Raw genomic sequence first — 18,391 nt, 5'->3', positions numbered from 1 at the left:
CCTCCCGGCGCTCAGCGGGTGAGCAGGTGCGAGAGGAAACCGATCGACGGGTCCTCCGGTGTGCCGACGAGCATGGCCCGATCCAACAGGCCGTTGTTGTGCTCGCAACTGGTCTCCGGGAGCATCACGCAGGCGTGACAGGCGGCCAGGTTGGTGCCTCCCGCGCCGGAGATGTCGGTCTCGATGCAGAGCGGGTCGGCGGAGCACCACTCGGCCCGGTGGACCGCCGAGCGCACGGCCTGGGCGAGGCGGTCGATCTCACCCTGGGCGACCAGGCCGCCGAGGCTGCCGGCCGAGTCGCTGGTGGCCGTGTAGATCAACACGCCGGCCATCTCCTCGCCCGAGTAGATCCGTTCGCGCAGCGAGGCGGCCGGGTAGCCCGATTCCAGGCTCCACTCGTTGATCATCACGTGCGCGAAGGTGTGCAGCAGGGCCATGCGGGGGGTGGCGGGAGACTCCGGGACCCGAGCCGGGTCTGAGGCCCGCTCGGTGAGGACCTGTTGGTGGCGGTGTCGCATGCGTGCCACGCGGTCGACGACGGCGGGCAGTTCGGCCCAGGCGCCCAGCCGCTCCTCGTCGAACCGGAGGAAGACCCCCTCGCCGTGGACCTCCATGGCGGGCAGCCAGCCGGTGGGAGCGAGCGACAACTCCGCCTCGTGGCTCTCGGAGGAGGTCTCGGGATCGATGACCCGGGTGAAGGCCTTGAGGGCACGGACCTCGCGCAGCTTCTTCACCAGCATCGGGGTGACCAGGCCCAGGTCGGTAAGGGGTTCCTCGTCGCCGATCGGCGGCTCACAGACGAACTGCTCGGTGTGCCGGCCGGATTCCTCCGGGTTGCCGGCGCACAGGCGCTGGTACTCCAGGTCGCGCAGGGCCCGGTAGCGCTGCTCCTGGTCGCGATCGGGGGCGTCCTCGGAGGAGGGGTCCTCGGCCTCCATCGCGGCGATCAGGTCCAGGACCTGCTGAGGGCTGACCGGGGACGTGGACCCCTTGAAGATGTACTTCAGGTGGATCTCGATCTGGGCGAGGTCGGAACAAGCACGAAGATCGTCCCAGTGTTCGTCCAAGGCGTGTACCCGGGTGTCACTCCATGGCGGGATGGACAGGGCCGAGCGCAGTACGGGCTGCCAGACGGAGGAGGAACCGCGCTGGAGGGTACGGGGAGTCCGAGAGCAGGGAACCCGATCGGCTCCCTTCAGCCAGGGGCGCTCGCCAAGACATTTGATTTCCAACTCCTGGAGGGCGCCGGCCCGGAAGGAGCCCTCCATGGACACCTCGGGCACTCCGCAGGAACAGGAGAGCACCACCGAGCGGAGCGACGAGGTGCGGCCCGAGGACCGAAGGCTCATCCGGCCGTCGCAGGCGACGGTCGTGCCCTCGCCTCGACGCCGTCGGTGCAGCCACCCCCGGTACGGGAAGTCGGAGATGTGCCCGTCCTCGCAGGCGACCACGAAACGGGAGGGCACCAGCGGCTCGGCGCATTCGCCGCACTCGTTGCGTCCGGGCGGCGAGTTGAACTTCCGCACGTGATCCAGCGCGTGGCACTCGGGGCAGTGGTGCCAGAGCGGGAAGCGGCGCACCCGGATGCCGTCGCGGCTGCCGTCGCCGGAAGCGGGTGGCAGGCGGAAGTGCGTCACTCCCAACACCCGGGCGAGGCGGGGTTCGTGGATCACCGGGGCCTCGTCGCGCGGCCACTGTTCCGCCGCACCGTCGATGCCCGAGACGATGAAGGACTCCTGCTCCACGGCGACCAACGAACCCACCCCGTAGGTGGTGATGGCCTGGGCCCGACGGACCGCGCCGCGGCGGGGCAGATTGTGGGCCGGAGCGGCGGAGCCGTCGGTGCGCCGGCGGCGGGACGGGGGCGGGGTCATCGGGATGCCTCCATGAACAGGGCGGACTCGGCGTCGACGTCGCGCAGGGACCACAGGGTCTCCCACGCCTCGACGTCCTCCAGGGCGTCGTCGTAGGGCTTGAGCAGCGAGGGGGTGGAGCGCCCGCGCTTCGGTTCGTAGCACAGGCCGTCGTTCGCTTCGGCCTCGTCGTACCACCACTCGACGAACTCGTCGAAGGCCGCGTCGACGTGGGCGACCTCCTCCGGGGCGACGTTCGCGACCCGGTCGAGGATCAGTGGACGGATCCGTTCCCGCAGTTCCTTGTGGAAGAGGTCGATCCTCCCCGCGTCCTCGTCCTTGCGGGCCGCCGGGATCAGGATGCGGGCCAGCGCGACGATCACCGCGTGCAGCCCGCGATCGCGGGCCCGGGCAGAGAACGGCGTGACCGAGGTGGACTCGACCTCACGGTAGAGCGCGGAGTGGAAGTGCTGGAAGTTCTCGTAGTGCGAACGGTCCCGTGAGCGCCCCGAGTTGAGCATCACGGCGACCAGGCCGGGGTGGGCGCGGCCGACCCGGCTGGTCGCCTGGATGTACTCGGCGGTGGTCTGCGGCTGGCCCATGACGGCCATCAGGCCGAGCCGGTCCACGTCCACGCCGACGGCGATCATGTTGGTGGCCAGGAGCACGTCCACCACGTCCGCCGGGTCACCGTCCGTCAGCCTGCGCTCGATCTGCTTCAGGCGGGCCGGGATGTCACTGGCGTCCACCCGGCTGGTCAGCTCGGAGTAGTTGCCGACGGAGCGCGGCTCGCTGCCGTCGCGCTCGGCCAGGTGGTCCAGGTAGGCCACGACGTCGTCGTGGACCTGGAGTTCGGCGGCGGACAGCAGACGAAGGCTGTTGAAATAGCCGACCAAGGTCCAGTAGGCGTCGCGTACCTTCCGGTCCGCGTCGGTGCGCAGGGCCTGGTGGAGCAGCGTGGCGTAGGTGCGGATCAGCAGGGTGGACTGGCTGGTTCCGGGGGTGAGCAGGCCCACGTAGCGGCGGGACGCCTTCTCGCTCGCGGGGGTCTCCACGGCGAACCAGGAATCGCGGGCGTCCAGTCCGGCGGGTGGGAACTGCCTCACCTCGCGCGAGAACAGCGCCCTGCCCTGGTCGGCGGCCCGGCGGATGGTCGCGGTGGAGGCGATCACCTTGGGGCGGTCCGCCAGCACGTCGACGGCGGTTTCGTACAGGCCGGTCAGGGTGCCGAGCGGTCCGGAGATCAGGTGCAGCTCGTCCTGAACGATCAACTCCGGGGGAGGGGTGGAGTCCTGACGGTCCCGGTTGAAGAGGGCGGCGGTCTGCTCCCGCCACGGCATCGAGGCGAACTTGTCGACGGTGGCGATCACGAGGGTGGGCCGGGCCGCGTACACGGCCTGGTCGACCAGGTGGACGGGCAGCCCGCCGGAGAACGCGCAGTCCGTGCCGGGGCAGCGCACGTCCATCCGCTTCGCCTCCTCGTCCACCGCGTAGTGATGGGCGTCGAGGGCGGTCCCGCACCACGGGCAGGCGTGCAGCTGGACGGGGTTCTCCGTCTGGAGCACCCGGCCGGATCGGGCGGTGGCGAGTTGCCGGGAGGCCACCTCCAGGGTGTTCGGCGTGGCGGAGCGCCCGACCCACATGCCGACGGAGATCTCCTCGTGGCCCAGTTCCTCGGGGTTCTCCAAACGCATCCGCTCCATGGCACAGATCAGGATCGCGGCGCGTTCGAACTGCTGGAGGGTCAGCAGGCGCAGTGTGTAGCGCATCAGGACGGTGACGCCACCGCCGGCCGCCCCGAGCCGCTTTCGGCGCAGGAAGGTGGTCAGGGCGATCAGGCCGAGGTACGCCTCGGTCTTGCCACCACCGGTGGGGAACCACAGCAGGTCGGACACGCCCCGGTCGGCGTGCTCCGGATCGTTCACCCCGGCCAGGCACAGCAGCACGAAGGCGATCTGGAACGGTCGCCAGCGTGCCTTGGCCGGTTCGGGTTCGCCGGTCCGGCCGTCCTTGACCCAGGCGCTGCGTGCCCGCTGGGTCGCCATCGCCCGGTTGGCCAGACGGAATGCCCACATCAGGTCGGGTTTGTCGCGCAGCAGCGCGATGCCCTCCCGGATCCGCTCCAGGGCCTCGCGGCACGCGCGGACCTGGTCTGCGGCGGCCGTCTCGTAGGAGGTGCCCGCGAGTTCGGCGGCCTCGTCCGACTTCCGCTCGATCCACCGCTCGTAGCCGTCGGCCAGCCCGTCCAGCGCGGCGATCACCTCGGCGTCCTCGGCCTCGGCGAGACCGAGCATGGTGAGGGCGCTCGCGTCGATCGTCCGGTTGGAATCGGTGAGCAGCACCTCGTGGGTGGGCACGAACTCGGTGCGCACCTCGCGCACGCCCGCGGGCACCACGTCGGTGAGGCCGATCGGGGGCGGGGTCCAGTCCCATACCGCCGCGCAGCCGTGGCCGGTGGCGAAGGTGGGGGCGTGCCGGTGCAGCAGCCGACTGCTCTCCAGCTCGGAGTCCACGGCGGCCAGGGTGGTCGGACGCTCCACGAAGGCACTCGACCCGTCGGCCGCACGGACCGTCAACCCGACCTGGAACAGGGCGAAGGCGTCCTGGAGTTCCCGCTCGCCGACCCGCTGTTCGTTCACCAGCGTGACCGTGACGGTGACCGTGCCGGTCTCCTGCGACGGGCGGCGGACGTGTACGTCCAGTCGGACCGGGCGGTCGATCGGGTAGTACTCCTCGCGACGGCCGGGGACGGCGAGGTCGATCCTGACGTCCGCCAGGTCGAGTTCCACCCGGCGCCAGTGTTCCCGCTGTTCGGAGGTGGTGCGGGCCTCGGTGCGGCGTGCCGAGACCTTGCGTCCCTCGGCGTCCTCCGGCTCGTACACGGCGGCGCGGGCCGAGACCACGATCTCCTGGCACTCGGTGGGGTCGACCGCGAAGGTCAGGCCGACACTGGACGGCCGCCGGCCACCGGAGTCGGGGCGGTCGACAGTCGGACCGGACTCGTCCAGGCCTGCCGACCTGGGCAGCGGCTCCCCGTCGAGGCCCTTCTGCTCCTCGCGGTCCTCCTCGAGACGGCGGTTCGCCTCCGCGTCCGCCGGGCGTGGGTACAGCACACCGATGGGGTAGCGGGTGATCGGGGCGTCCTGGTCCAGGACCTCGGCCCGGTCCTCGGCGGAGTCTCCGCCGTCGGGGCCCAGCAGCTCCCGGCGGAGCCGGGACACCAGGCCCTCGCGGACCCGGTAGTGCTCGGCGTGCGGCCCTTCGTGGATGGTCATTCCTGCTCCTCCTCGGTTCCGGCGGTGTGCCGGAACCGTCCGATTCCGCTGATGCGAGGGGCGATCCACACCCCGTGGTCACCAAGGCCCGCGTTGGCCCCGGCGGCCGGACTGCCCGCGACCGACTCCAGACAGTCGATCCGCAGACCGGAGATCTCCTCGGGCCAGCGGATCTCCCACTTCGAGCCGACCTTGAGGACGGAGTGCAGCTGGCTCCGGAAGGCCTCGGAGGCGTCGCCGATCTCCCGTCCCTCGTGCAGCAGCGCGTACCGAGGGCTCTGCTCGGAGCCCATGGGCAGGGTGTCGCGCAGCCGGAACGACACCGAGTCCCCCTGCCGCACCCGCTCCAGCAGGTACGCCTGGGCGCCGGAGGCGTCACCGGGGGCGTCGGCCGGTTCCAGGGCGTCCACGTCGCCGGCCCGCACTTCGACGCCGTCGCGCCGCCACTGCAGACGCTGGTTCGGGACTCCCCGGTACAACCGTCCGGTCGGCTTGTGCCTGAGCACCGTCACCGTGTCGGGCGCGGAGACTCGGTACAGGTCCTCCCGCGCCCGGGTCATCGCCACGTAGAGAGCGCGGGCCTCGGCGGGCACGTCGGGTGCTTCGGTGCGCCGACGCAGTTCGGCGACGGTCGGCGGGTTGAGCACGATCACCCGGTCGAACTCCAGGCCCTTGGAACGGTGCACCGTGGACACCACGAGCCGGGCCGGTTCCGGGTCGGCCAGCTCGTCGGGGAACCGGCGCTCCGCCACCAGACGACGCAGCCGCACCACGTCGAGGGTGCCCCGGCCGGCGCCGCGTGCCGCCGGTCGCAGGGAACGCCACACCCGGTCGGGGTCGGTGCCCTCGGGCAGCGGGATTGCGGCGAGCAGTTCGCGCAGTCGCTCCTCGGACAGCGTGGCGGCCGCGGTCCGACGCAGTACCTCGGCGACCCAGTACGGCACCGGCCGGTCCCGGAGCGGGCGACGCAGGGCGTGCGGGACTCCCTGGGTGTGCAGCAGCTCCGAGACGACCAGCGCCTGTCGGTTGTCGCGGCACAGGACCGCGCAGGTGCCGGGGAAGGACCGCAGGGTGTCCAGGGTGAACGAGTCGGTGAACGAGCCCAGGTCGGGCAGGTCGAACAGCAGCCCGCGCAGCTCCCCGTGGAGACGTTCGGCGGCCGTGTCCGCCCCCTCGGGGGCGCTGCCGACGGCCTGGACGGCGGGGCCCAGCGGGAGCGCGGTGCGCGCCTCCGGAGTGACGGCCCGGAAGTTGCGGGTCAGTCGCAACTCCTCCAGGTCGTCGGCGTAGGAGATCCGTACCCAGCGGAGGAAGAGGTCGGCACGATCGGCGAACTCCTCCGGGTCCTCGATCTGGAAGTCGTAGATCGCCTGGGCGGAGTCGCCGACCAGGGTGAACCCGCAGGAGTCCTGGAGTCGGTCGAGCAACGACTCCACCATCTCCCGGCGGGCGCCCACCAGGTCCTGCACCTCGTCGATGATCACGTGTGTGGGTGGGCCGGCCTCCAAGGACTCCAGCGCGCCCTTCTCGATCGCGTCGGTGGCCGCCCGGATCCGCTGGTCGAAGGAGAGCGCAGCCCACTCCCCGTCCGGGTACGCCTGGAGCAGCAGGGAGTAGGCCCAGGAGTCGAAGGTCTGCACCCGTACCCGCCGTGCGTGCTCGCCGTGCCGGGCGATCCGGTCCCGCAACTCCCGGACGGCGGCGCGCGAGAAGCTGAGGACCAGCAGTTCGGAGGCCTCCAGCGCCTCGTCCGGGTCGATGTGTCCGACGAGCGCGTCCATCCGGCGCACCAGGGTGTGGGTCTTTCCCGTCCCCGCCCCGGCGGTGACCAGCAGTCGGGTGTTCCACGGCCGGTCCACGACGGCCTGCTGCTCGGTGGTGAGGACGGGGCCGTCCTCGGGGTGGACGGTCATCGGTTGCTCCACAGGTGCTCGAACTGCGTGAAGGCGAGGGCGGTGTCGAAGTTCCGGATGTTGTCGCGGACGTTGAGGATGAGGCAGGTGTCCTTGCCGCCGTTGCGCGGGCCGCGCAGACCTCGTCCGATCATCTGCTGGTACACGTTCGGGCTGTAGACGGGGCGGGCGACGACGACCGCGCGCGTGGCCGGGGCGTCGAAGCCCTGGGTGAGCACGCCGTAGTTGGTCAGCACCCGCACCCGACCGTCGCGGAAGTCCCGGATCCGGGTCCGGCGGTCGCTGTCGGAGGTGGTGGCGTCCACCGATGACGCGGAGATCTTCTGGTCCATCAGCATGGCCGCCAGGAGCTTGGCGTGTTCCACGGAGGTGGCGAACACCAGCACGGGCCAGTTCTCGTCCATCGCCGCGACCTCCTCGACGATGCGGCGGCTGCGGTCGTGGTCCTCCGCGAGCCGCTGCTCGGCGGCCTTGGACAGCAGGCTGAACTGCTCGGCACTCTCCCGCTCCTGGCGGGACAACTCGATGGTGCCGCCGGTCAGTTCCCGGTGCTCGACGCGCGCCAGCACGCCGATCTCCTGGAGGTGACCGTAGGCGTCGTCGGAGGGGAAGACCCCCTCGTCCAGCCGTCGTGCGCCGAACCTGTTGACCAGCCGGCGGGTCTCCTCCTCGTTGTGGCCGCGGAAGGGGGTGGCGGTGAGACCGAGCAGGTGCCGATCCGTCCGGTGCTGGGTCAGTCCGAGCAGGCTCAGGATCTCGGTGTAGCTCGGACTGGTCGCCACGTGTGCCTCGTCGACCACCACCAGGGCGGCCTCCCGCAGCCAGGCGTAGCGGTCGGTGTCGAGGCACACCCGCAGCTTGGCGTCGGTGGCCACCACGAGCTGGGGTCCGTCGGTGACCGGGGCTGCCTCGTTCGAGGTCCACAGCCGGTTGATCGTCAGTCGCTCCTGCGCGCCGGCCTTGCTCCAGACGAACTGCCAGCTCTGCACGGCCTGTTCGCACAGTTCCTCAGTCTGGGCGATCCACAGGATCGGGCCCTTCAGCTCGCCGGTCTGCTTGACCCAACGGATGACGGCCTCGGCGGTGACGCGCGTCTTGCCGGCACCGGTGGGCAGCGAGAGCATGGCGCGCTGCGGGGCGAGTCGGTCCAGCATCTCGAAGATGTTGAGGGCGAGACGCTCCTGGTACTCGTGCAGGCGAGGGAAGTCCCGGGGGCCTTCCACGGTCAGGCTCTGTTCGAGGGTCGGAGCCCGGTACCCGGCGAAGGGCGCGGGCAGGCCGAGCTCGGCGACGAAGGAGACCGCCGCAGGTCCGCCGGTGTAGGAGGACGGGGCACTCGGGAAGCGCTCCTGGATGTCGCGCGCGTGGGTCTTGAGCACGGTGTCGCCGTGCGCGTTGAACGCCATCTGCGCGATCCGGCGACCGGTGGGCTCCTGCCCGTCCGGATCCTGGCGCTCGGCGTCCATGAGGCCGGAGGGGAGCCGGTCGCGCAGGGCCTCCGCGCCGATCAGCAGTTCCAGCTTGGCCGTCACGTCCTCGGCCTCGCGGATCGCCTTGAGCGCGGATCGCACCTTCTCGTCCTGCTCCTGGCGGGCCTGGGCCTCCAGGAGCGCCCGGCAGCCGGCCTCTCCCATCCGCAGGCCCAACTCGCGGTCCACGGCCCGGAGCGTGCCCAACCGGTCCAGCGAGTCCAGGACCTTGATCACGCTTCCCTGGCGGGCGCTCTCCAGGGACTTCGCCCGCGCGCCGTGCGGGGTGCGGACGACCTCCTCCAGCGTGGAGCAGCGCAACATGGAGTAGGTGCCGACGGAGCTGCCCATCTTCTGGCGCAGCGTCGGGAACTCCTCGACCAGTGGAACCGGCTCCACGCTCGACTCGTGTCGGGTCTCCCGGCTGACCACGTCGTCGTGGCGCAGCATGCCCCACTGCTCGACCATGAGGTCGGCGGACTCCTGGTCCGGCATCAGCAGCGCGGGCACCCGCTCGGCCTGCAGGGAGCGGTACTCCTCCGGGTTCGCGGCGACGGCGATCTCGCCGTCCGCCCGGGTGTCCCAGCTGTCGCCGACCCGGCACCGGGTCAGCGATCCCTCGGGGAAGGGGATCTCCAACCGGGTCAGCAGCGCGTAGGTGGAACCGACGAAGGTGTCGTCCTCGCTCTCCTGGAGCTTCTCCAGGAGCTGCTCCCACTGCTTCGGACGGACCTTCTCGACGCTGTCGGCGAGCCCCAGCTTGCGGGCCTTCTCCCCGCTGATCGACGCCACCGGGAGCACGTCACGGTAGGCGTCGAGCTGCGGCCCCACGGCCTCCTTGAGAGGCTTGAGGCCCTGCGAGGTCTCGACCAGGCCGTGCCGGGAGAGCATCCAGCGGATGGGGGAGAACACCGAGCAGCGGGTGCCCGCCTGGGCCCCGATCTGCAAGGTCCACTGCGCCACCAGGGCGTCCTCGGGCAGCGCCCGCAGGTAGGCCGCACGGGCATTCTCGGAAAGGCGGGGCAGCAGGTGCAGCGGGCCACCGACCGGAGAGCCGTCGATCTTGGTCCTGGCGAGGGTCGGACGGCTCGCCCGGTCGTCGAGCGTGCGGCAGTAGGCCGCGTGGATCGCTTCCCGGTACTCGCCGAACCAGGTTTCCTCTTCAGGGCGGTGCCCGGAGGTCGGGCGGTCTCTCAGGCCCAACTCGCGGAAGAAGCCGGCGTCGTCGGAGTGGAAGCGCACGTCCACCGCGATCTCGGGGTCGCTCTCCGGGGTGACGACGACGCCGGGCAACAGGCAGTCGCGCATGGCGCGGAAGCGGTTGTCCGCCGTCCGTACCATCAGTGTCTCCATCGGCGCGGGCACCCGCGCGGTCACCTCGTGGCCCACCACGGCGGCGCCCGCCCGATGGAACAGCTCCCAGAAGCGGGTCCACTCCTGCGGGCCGTACGAGCCGAAGCCCTGGTCGAGGACGCTCACGAAGCGGCCCCGGACGTCGGCTTCCTGGATGCCGAGGGTGGTGAGGGCGGAGTGGAGCGAAGGGTCGTCGGACAGCACGCGGTCCACGTAGTCCAGCGATTCCGGCAGGCCGTCCTCGTCGGTGCGGCGGTACACCTTGCCGCCCAGCGGTGCGACCATCCCCTTCTCTTCGGTGAGCACGATCTCGGCCCTACGGGCCTCGGCGGCGCAGGAGGCGTTGGAAGCGATCATGTCGGCGACGATCCGGATGGCGGACGCCGAGGCCTCCGCCGTGCCGTCGGAGACCAGCGCCTCCAGCCACTCGACGACCGAGGCCCGTCGCCGGCCGGCCGCGCCCAGGATGTGCTGGACCTTGCCGGCCCGCAGGTCGGTGGCCTCGACCGAGGGGTGCACCCAGTCTCGGGGGCGTCCGGGGTGCGCGTGCCAGGCCCGCAGCCAGCGGTTGACCGCGGTGCTGTCCTTTCCCAGGTCCGGATGGATGTTCAGGCCGCCGGGCACGCGCAGGACGCCGTCCTGGTCCGGCAGCGACGGACGCAGCGCGACGGTGGCCCAGATCTGTTCGGTGAGCAGCCGGTCGGCCCAACTGATCGTTTCCGCGACCTTGGCACGGCCCGGCAGCAGCGGGAGGTACGCGCCGGGGTCCTCCGCCGGTGCGAGTTCGGGCAGCGAGTCGACCACCAGGCCGGCGGCGGTCCGGATCATCTCGACGTTGAACGGCGAGGAGTCCAGCAGGTTCTGCCTGTCCTCGTTGGTCTTCCAGGCCCCGTTCAGGATGCCGCTCAGGGTCATCTCGTACTTGGTCGGGAAGAAGGACCAGAACCGGCCGCGCCCTCGGGCGTCGGTGGCGCTGAGCAGCCCCCGCTCGTCCGCGGCCCCGTAGGCCGGGACCGCCCAGGCCAGTTCGACGGTCAGCCGGCCGTGCAACTCGCCGGCGTCGCGCCGGGCGACCTCGCTCGGTTCGTAGGGGCGGGTGAAGACCCGCCACCGTGAGGTTGCCGGAGGCTTGCCCACCCGCTCTTCCTGGATCGTGTGCAGGCTGCCGGTCTGCTCGGAGCGCAGGGCCCGGCGCGCGATCGGGCGGGGCCGGCGGTCCTCCAGGACCACCTGGCCGACGTGCGGGGAGAACAGGTGGAATCCGGACGGGAATTCCTCGCGGCTGTCGTGACCGGCACCGCCCTGGTGGCCGTGCATGTCCTTGCCCAGTCGGGCGGCGGCGCCGGGCAACAGCGGAAGGCGGACCACGGTGGTGGCCCACGCCAGCAGTTCGTCCAACACCTGGTCCTTGAGGCGTTCGGCCGCCATGTCCAGCTCGCGGGCCATCCGCAGTACCGGCGCCTCGAACTGCTCGCCGAGTCGCTCGCGCACCCCGGGCACGTTCCGGATCGACTCGTACGACCAGGCCCGGTCGAAGCCGAAGCTGCCCTCGCGGCTGAAGAACTCGGGTGCGTCGGTCACGACCAGGACCGACTTCACCCCCACGCCGAACCGCCCGATCTGCCCACCGCGCTTGCGGGACATGCTCATGCGCAGGATCGTCTCGGCGCCCTCGGGCGTCACCGGGTTGCCCTGGTTGGCGCAGTACAGGTGAGTGCCGGTGAGGACGACGTGGATCCGGCCGTCGGGCTCGTCGCGCAGCTCGTCGGCCGCGTTCTGGACGAGTTCGAAGAGCTGTCGGTCGCCGTACCCGCCCTGGGTGATGCGGCGTTCGCCGTTGGCGTGTTCGGGGATCAGGCCCGGGTCGACGGCGTAGGTCTCCAGGACACGGAGGGACTGCTCGACGACGGTGCGGATCACGGGGGACTGCGGATCGGCCACGGATGGTTCCACTTCGGGTGCGGAGGAGAGGGGGTCGAGGGTCGTGGTGCGAAGTCTCGGGATGCCGTCAGTGGCGGTGGTGCACCGTGAACATGACGCCACAGCAGGTACGGCCGGTGATGCGCTGGCACTGTCCCGGGTTCCGGCGGGGGCGACGTGCCCGGGCCGCGGCATCGCGGATGGCGTTGCGGTAGGCGGCGACCATGTCGTGGTCGAGGTCGTTCAGGAAGAGGTAGAGGTCCAGGGCGTGCGGGTCGTCGGCGAACCGGTCGCAGTCGGAGACGACGGAACGCATGCGGTCGAGCGGGAAGTTCTGCGGGAACACCGGAGGTACCTGCGCTTTCGCTTCGCTTTCGTGGAATTACACGATCGGTGGTGCGAGGTGGTGCAGGAGGAAAACGGGCGCGTCAAACCACGGAATCCGCGAAAGGATTCCGGAGGCGGCCGCAAGGAATTCCCCCCAGGAAAACGGGCATGCCAGGCCCTGTGTCAGGGCTGCTTCCACAGCGCCTGCTGTGGAATTGGGAAGAACCCTAGCACAGGGAATCCGGGGTCGAGCAACCCCGCGTCGAAGTGGGATTCATCGGGCTTTTCGGGGTAATTCGGGCATGTGGCGAGTACTTCCGAAACCCTTTTATTCGATCGCGTTCGGCCTTCGTGTCCGTCGGGCGTGACCACTGTCAAGTGTCAGTTGACAAGAGTATGTCGCTGTCAACAGTGATGCGCTAGGGTGGCTCTCACCTCGTGAAACAAGCCATCCGGAAGCAGGTGGGACGTGAAGGCGGCTGAGGACTTCGGCCCCTGGCTGGCGCGCCAGCTCAAGAACGCAGGGAAGACCCAGACCGATCTGGCGCTGGAGCTGGGCAAGACCCGGGCCGCCGTCTCGGCTTGGATCGTCGGCCGCTCCGTGCCCCGGGACGAGACCATCCGGGCCATCGCCGCGTACCTCAAGACCGATCTGGAGACCATCCACACCCGCAGCTCCGACGCCCAACTCGGCTTGCCCGTCGACTGGTACCACCGGCCGGCCCATGTCGACGGCGGGCGCGAGTACGGCAACGCCGCGGCGTTCGCCTTCGAGGCCGATGTCTCGGTGCTCGCCCGCGAGGCCACTCAGAACAGTCTCGACGCCCGTCTCGATCCGGTCGAGCCGGTCCGCGTACGCTACACCCTCCACGAGCTCACCGGTGAGGCTCTCGCCCGATTCCGTGAGGCCATCCGATGGGATCGCCTGCGCCCGCACTACGAGGCGCTCACCGCCGAGGGCGGGAAGCAGAGCAAGGTCTCGCGGACGATCGCGGCCGGACTGCGCGACATGTACCAGCACGACCGCCTGGTGCTTCTCCGGGTGGACGACTACAACGCGACCGGACTGACCGGCGACGACTACGGCGACGGGCTCTTCGCCGCCGTGGTGCGTCGCCAACTCGACAGCCACAAGCGGGACGTCGGGGCGGGCGGTTCCTACGGCCTGGGCAAGGCCACCCTGTGGGCGACCAGTCGACTCGGCCTCGTGCTGATCAACTCCACACTCTCCGAACCCCACGAGGGGCGCACCGAGCGGCGACTCATCGGCCGCTTGGACCTTCCCTGGCGCGAGGTGGAGGGCGGAGCGTGCGCCGGTCCGGCCTGGTTCGGACGTGTCGACCCGGCCAACGGATCCGCGGAGGTGGTCCGTTCCTGGTGGGCCGACGAGGAGACCGTCGAAATGCTCCACCTCACTCGCGAGAGCGAGGCCCCGGGCACGTCCTTCCTCATCGTGGGCGCCCACGACGTGGCCAGTCTGGTGGCCGTCAACGATGCCGGGGGCGGGGAGGAGACCACCGAGGACGACGACTCCGTCCATCGCATGCACGCGCGACTGGTGGACGCGCTCGGTCGCAACTTCTGGGCCGCGATGACCGGTGGCGGCGACCACAAGCCGCACCTGGAGGCGTCCGTCCGCACCTATCGCAACGGTGAGGTGCTCATTCCCGAGGAGCACGTGGATCCGGCCGCTTCCCAGCCTTCCCGCACCCGCGCCCTGCGGGCCTTCTTGGAGGGGACCACCGTCGACCGGCTCACCGGACCGGGCCAGGTCGCCCGGGCCACGGTGCGGATCGAGGTGCCGCTCCACGGCGGCCAGCTGCGGGGCGGGGTGGAGCACGAGGCGGTGGTCCTGGTCACCGAAGCCGAGGACGCCGACGGTCGCTCCAACCGCGTGGTGTCCATGCGGGGCAACCGCATGACGGTCAAGGACAGTGCCGTTCCCAACCTGCCGATCGGCACCAACCTCTTCCAGGCCGTCCTGCTCACCGGCCGCGCGGCGGGCCAGGACGCCCCCGGTGCCGAGGCCGCCGAGGAGTTCCTCCGGGCCTCCGAACCGCCGGAGCACAACAAGTGGGGCCAGACCGAGGAGCTGCGACTCTCCTACTCGCCTTCCGCCTACCGGCGCATCAACTCCCTGACCACCGCGGTGAACAACGCCGTGCGCGATCTCGTCGCCGTGCCCAAGGCCAAGCGCCGCAACGGGGGCGAGGCGAAGATCGCCGGCCGACTCAAGGTCGGCGGGGCAACGAAGACGAAGCGGACGCGTCAGACGGCGGCCTCGGCGCTGCCCGAACTGGACAACGTGGACGCCCTGATCGACGAGACCGGGGCCTGGTCGGTGACCGTGGACCTCCGGGTGCCGACCGGTGCGGCCACGGACCGACCGATCACGCCGGTCGCCAAGTTCGACGTGCGCTCCGGCCCCAGGCCCGCAGTGCCCTGGAAGAGTCTCGTCGCGGTCAGCGGATGCGAGGTCGTGGACGGGGCCCTGCGCCTGTCGGCGGGCAGTCGCAAGGCCGTCTTCCGAGGTGTCACCGATGTCTCCCGTCACCCGGTCCGCGCCCAGCTCACCGGTCTCGTGGTCGAACTCCGCAGCGGAAAGGGGGAGCAGGCGTGAAGGTCTACCCCTACCGGCGGCTCACCGGCAACGTGTCCTGGCGCGTGGACAGCGCCCAGCTCAAGGCCGAGGGCGAGCCGTGGGAGGACGTGGAGAGCAAGTACCTCTCCACGGTCGAGCGCGTCGTCGCCCTCGGGTCGGACGAGGATCGTCCCGACTGGATCGAGGCCAGGCTCCGTCTCTCCGTCGACCTCCCGGCCAAGGCGGTGGATCCTTCCGGCCCCTGGGAGGACGTCAAGGTCGTCGCGATCCTCTCCGAACGTGCCACCAACACCCGCACGGCGGTGGATTTCTCTTCGGTCTCGGAGAACGGTCAGAAGCGGACTGCCGAGCTGTACCTGTACCGGTGCGACCTCCTCGACCGCGCCTCCCTCGCCGTGCACGTGGTCGCCACCGTCGACGGAGTGCCCGGTCGGGTGATCGCCACCTCCGACGTGGAGTGGTTCGTCGACGTGGCCGAGGCGGTGCCCTCGCTCGCCCGCGAACTCGACGTCAAGATGGTCAGGTTCGGGTCCGGAGCGAGCCGGCTCCAGCGGTTCAAGGAGTCGCCCTGGCTGGTCGACACCACCGGTCGGATCCCCGCCGTGCGCGTCAACACCGACTTCGACGGCCTCGGCGACCTGATCGGCGCCGACGGAGGCAGCGGTCCGGAGAAGACCGTCCGGGAACTCCTGCTCGCCCAGATGTGCTCCGAGGTCTGGACGGCTGTCTTCCACTCCGCCGTCGGCGACCTGGAGGTCGAGGAGGACGGGACCCCGGTGTTCCCGCACGGGTGGCAGGGCGAGGTGCTCCGGGAGATGCTCCCCGACGTGTACGCGGACCGCGACCCGGAGGCCGCCCTGCGGGCGGTCCACACGGCACGCACCGGAGTGTCCGCCGCCGGGTGGGGGGAGTTGCAAGCGCGGATCCACTACGCGGCCTCCCGCCGCGCCGGCGTCCCCAGGACGCTCTCCACCACCATCCACGACCTGGAACGCCTCACTCAGGGGGACGACGCATGACCGACCGGCCCGACCACCTCCCGGAGCGGCTCGCCCTGCTGCCCGGTGCCGAGGTGACGGACTTCGTCACCGAAGGCCTGCTCACCGGCCGCGAGAACGTGCCGAGCATCAGCCTCAACAAGGTCACCGAACCGCTCCCGCACGCCGACCGACGCGGTGAGTTGCGCCCCGTCCGGGACCTGGTCGAGGATGCGATGGCCTACTGCCGGGCCAATGGGCTCAAGGCCACCCAGGCCGACGCCTGGCTGGCCCCTCGCCTCCACGCGGCGCTCCGACTCACCCGGCGAGAGGCGGCCGATCCCGCTTTCTGGAACTACCTGGCCCTGGGCGTCGCCCCGGACTACGTGGTCTGGCGGCACACGGCCGAGCCCAAGGACGGCAAGCCGGTCGCGGTGGCGGCCGACCGCTTCCGGGGGCCTTACCACAAGCAGGCCTTCTCCCGTCTCTGGTGGGCGGCCGAGCTCTTCCGCGACGGCCCGGACTACGAGCCGGTGGTCAAGGCCTGCGGTATCCAGGACATGCTCAACACGACGCTGCGGATGTCGGTGATCAACCACCGGCCGACCGCCCAGGCGATCGTCCGGCTGATCGACAAGGGCACGATCACCGGTGGGCGGGAGGCCAACGCCCTGGCAGGCGCCGTCAACGCCTCCGCGGCGACACTGATGTACGACGTGATCGCTCCCGACCATGCCGACCGCGACTCCCGCCCGCTGCGCGACTGGATCGACGAGGCCGAGACCGCCCGCCAGGTGTCACGGAACGCGCTTCCGATCGGCCCCGACGAGGAGCCCGCGCCCGAGCTGTCCGTGAGCCTGCTGGTGGACTACTTCGCCGAACTCTTCTCGGACGCGCTGGTCCGGGGACGGGAGGTGGCAGCGGTGGAGGAGGAAGCCTGACCCTCGGGCTTCGGGCAGTCGGTGCCACAGCCCTTCTCGGCGTCGCAACCTTCCAGACGGAGCTTCTTGTACTTCGTCGATTCCGTGTCGAGCCGGGCCCGGCTTTCCCGCAACACCTTCTCCGAGGGAAGAGGGATGTTCAGTGCCGCTGCCAGTACGTGCATGCCGAACAGCGGAGGCACCGCGTTGCCGACCTGCTGGGACCGGTCGCCACCGTCCCAGGGATAGTCGGGCGGGAAGGTCTGCAGGATGCCGGCCTCGGGGATCGTCAGGCGGTCCGGGTCGGGGATGCGGTCGTCGGGGTGTCGAACGGCGTTGCGCGAGACCTTTCCGGTGACGGTGAACGACGGCTGCCTGTCCGTCCGGATGCCGCGCTTCTTCGGGTCACCGCCGCTGCCGTAATTCGACACGATCTCGAAGGGAGCCTCCCGGCCCTTGAGCACATCCCCCATCGGGACCCAGGGCAGCAGCGGCGCCGCGACCCCGTCCAGTGCGCTCCTGATGTCCTGGGGACCGCCCTGCTCGGGCTTGCGCAGATCGAAGCCGTGGTGGGTGGGGGCGGGGAGCCGGGGAGCGTCGTACTCGGAGAGCCGCGCGATCAGGATCGTGCGGCGCCGGGTCTGCGGCACGCCGTACGCCTCGGTGTGCAGGGTCTTGACCTCGGCGACGTTGTACCGGACCGGCGTTCCGCCCTCGCGGGGCAGGCCCTTCTCCAACGCTTCCTTGTAGACCTCCCAGAGCGCCTTGACCGCAGGCACCTGCTCCAGGACGATCACGTCGAACGGTCGCCGGTTCCGGTTCGGGGAATCGAGGGCCTTGATCGCGTATCGAAGAGGCTCCAGGACCAGGGCGGTTCGGGGATCGCCGCCCATCCTCTCCAACTGCTCGTCGATCTCCGCCTCGCCGACACCCTCCACCAGCTGGTGGATCAGCTTCTCGACCTTCTCCAGGGCCTTGCGCCCCGCCCCGTTGCCGGCAACCGAGTACGTCTGGCAGGGCGGACCGCCGGCCAGGACGTTCAGGTCCGCATCGAGTTCCTCGAAACGCTTCTGTCGGACCTCGCTGACGTCCGCGTGCCACGTCCTGAGCCCGGCCGCGTAACGCGTCTCACAGGCGTTCTTGTCCCACTCGATCCCGAGCGAGGGCACATCGAGCATCTCCGCGGCCACGTCAAGACCGCCCGGACCGGCGAAAAGGTCCAGAATGTACGGTTTTGCGAGGAATGAAGCGGCTGCGCCCGAGCTGGTCATGTGGCCAGAGTCTAGCCGGCGACGGGCGGTGCGACGTACTCGGTCACTTCCGGTGCCGTCTTCCGCCCGCCGCCCGCCCGTCGCTCGTGCACCAGCGCGATGATCCGCTCCGCGGCTTCGGGGGCGCTCTCGTGTTCCCAGACGCGGACCGACAGCCAGCCGGCCTCGGCGAGGCGGGCGTCCGTGTCGACATCCCTCGTACGGTTCTTCTCGATCTTCTCCCGCCAGAACTCGGCGTTGTTCTTCGGCCACGTCGCGTGCTCGGGGCAGCCGTGCCAGAAGCAGCCGTCGACGAAGACCGCGACGCGGGCGGGGCCGAAGAGGACATCGGCCTCCCGGCGTACGCCCTTGAGCGGCTTGCGGTGCACGCGGTAGCGGAGTCCGGCGGCATGCAGGGTCCTGCGAAGCGTGACCTCGATACCCGTGTCGTGGCTGCGCTGCTTGCTCATCCGGGCGCGGATCTTCGGAGTGGTCTCCAGAGAGGGCATGATCCCATTCTGGCTCCCGGCGC

Annotated in this window: 10 protein-coding genes; 3 read left to right on the top strand and 7 right to left on the bottom strand. The window is 70.5% G+C overall.

Annotation, left to right across the window (positions count from 1 at the left end):
- Positions 1-11: 11 nt before the first annotated feature.
- From drmB to ACIQOW_RS17040, 5 genes are all read right to left on the bottom strand, one after another.
- Entirely contained in the window at positions 12-1,874 is a 1,863-nt protein-coding gene (drmB, locus tag ACIQOW_RS17060) for a DrmB family protein (RefSeq protein WP_401085213.1), read from the bottom strand.
- The gene (locus tag ACIQOW_RS17055) at positions 1,871-5,128 is read right to left on the bottom strand and encodes a helicase-related protein (protein ID WP_401085211.1); all 3,258 of its coding nucleotides are present in this window, start codon (positions 5,126-5,128) and stop codon (positions 1,871-1,873) included. Before ACIQOW_RS17055 ends, drmB begins: the two co-directional genes overlap by 4 nt.
- Complete coding sequence (locus ACIQOW_RS17050) at positions 5,125-7,041, bottom strand: UvrD-helicase domain-containing protein (protein ID WP_401085209.1); 1,917 nt, start codon at positions 7,039-7,041, stop codon at positions 5,125-5,127. The genes ACIQOW_RS17055 and ACIQOW_RS17050 overlap by 4 nt, the downstream gene beginning before the upstream one ends.
- The gene (locus ACIQOW_RS17045; protein ID WP_401085206.1) at positions 7,038-11,804 is read right to left on the bottom strand and encodes a DEAD/DEAH box helicase; all 4,767 of its coding nucleotides are present in this window, start codon (positions 11,802-11,804) and stop codon (positions 7,038-7,040) included. Before ACIQOW_RS17045 ends, ACIQOW_RS17050 begins: the two co-directional genes overlap by 4 nt.
- 67 nt (positions 11,805-11,871) lie before the next feature.
- Positions 11,872-12,129 carry a hypothetical protein gene (locus tag ACIQOW_RS17040; RefSeq protein ID WP_401085203.1) on the bottom strand — a complete coding sequence of 86 codons (258 nt, stop codon included), beginning with the start codon at positions 12,127-12,129 and terminating at the stop codon, positions 11,872-11,874.
- A 450-nt stretch (positions 12,130-12,579) separates the two neighbouring features.
- Between ACIQOW_RS17040 and ACIQOW_RS17035 the strand changes: the two genes are divergently transcribed.
- The 3 genes from ACIQOW_RS17035 to ACIQOW_RS17025 are packed head-to-tail and all read left to right on the top strand — an operon-like array spanning position 12,580 to position 16,630.
- The gene (locus ACIQOW_RS17035) at positions 12,580-14,730 is read left to right on the top strand and encodes a helix-turn-helix domain-containing protein (RefSeq protein ID WP_401085200.1); all 2,151 of its coding nucleotides are present in this window, start codon (positions 12,580-12,582) and stop codon (positions 14,728-14,730) included.
- On the top strand, positions 14,727-15,731 hold the full coding sequence (locus tag ACIQOW_RS17030) for a hypothetical protein (RefSeq protein WP_401085198.1): 1,005 nt from the start codon (positions 14,727-14,729) through the stop codon (positions 15,729-15,731). The genes ACIQOW_RS17035 and ACIQOW_RS17030 overlap by 4 nt, the downstream gene beginning before the upstream one ends.
- Positions 15,728-16,630 (top strand): DUF6339 family protein, encoded by a 903-nt coding sequence (locus ACIQOW_RS17025; protein ID WP_401085195.1) that lies wholly within the window; start codon positions 15,728-15,730, stop codon positions 16,628-16,630. The genes ACIQOW_RS17030 and ACIQOW_RS17025 overlap by 4 nt, the downstream gene beginning before the upstream one ends.
- Here the strand turns inward: ACIQOW_RS17025 and ACIQOW_RS17020 are convergent.
- The gene (locus ACIQOW_RS17020) at positions 16,558-17,880 is read right to left on the bottom strand and encodes a DNA cytosine methyltransferase (RefSeq protein WP_401085193.1); all 1,323 of its coding nucleotides are present in this window, start codon (positions 17,878-17,880) and stop codon (positions 16,558-16,560) included. The genes ACIQOW_RS17025 and ACIQOW_RS17020 overlap by 73 nt on opposite strands.
- 11 nt (positions 17,881-17,891) lie before the next feature.
- The gene (locus tag ACIQOW_RS17015; protein WP_401085190.1) at positions 17,892-18,368 is read right to left on the bottom strand and encodes a very short patch repair endonuclease; all 477 of its coding nucleotides are present in this window, start codon (positions 18,366-18,368) and stop codon (positions 17,892-17,894) included.
- Positions 18,369-18,391: the final 23 nt, after the last annotated feature.

Origin of the sequence: Kitasatospora sp. NPDC091335 (assembly GCF_044757205.1) — a bacterium.
GTDB lineage: Bacteria > Actinomycetota > Actinomycetes > Streptomycetales > Streptomycetaceae > Kitasatospora.
This window is presented reverse-complemented; position numbering and strand designations above follow the sequence as displayed.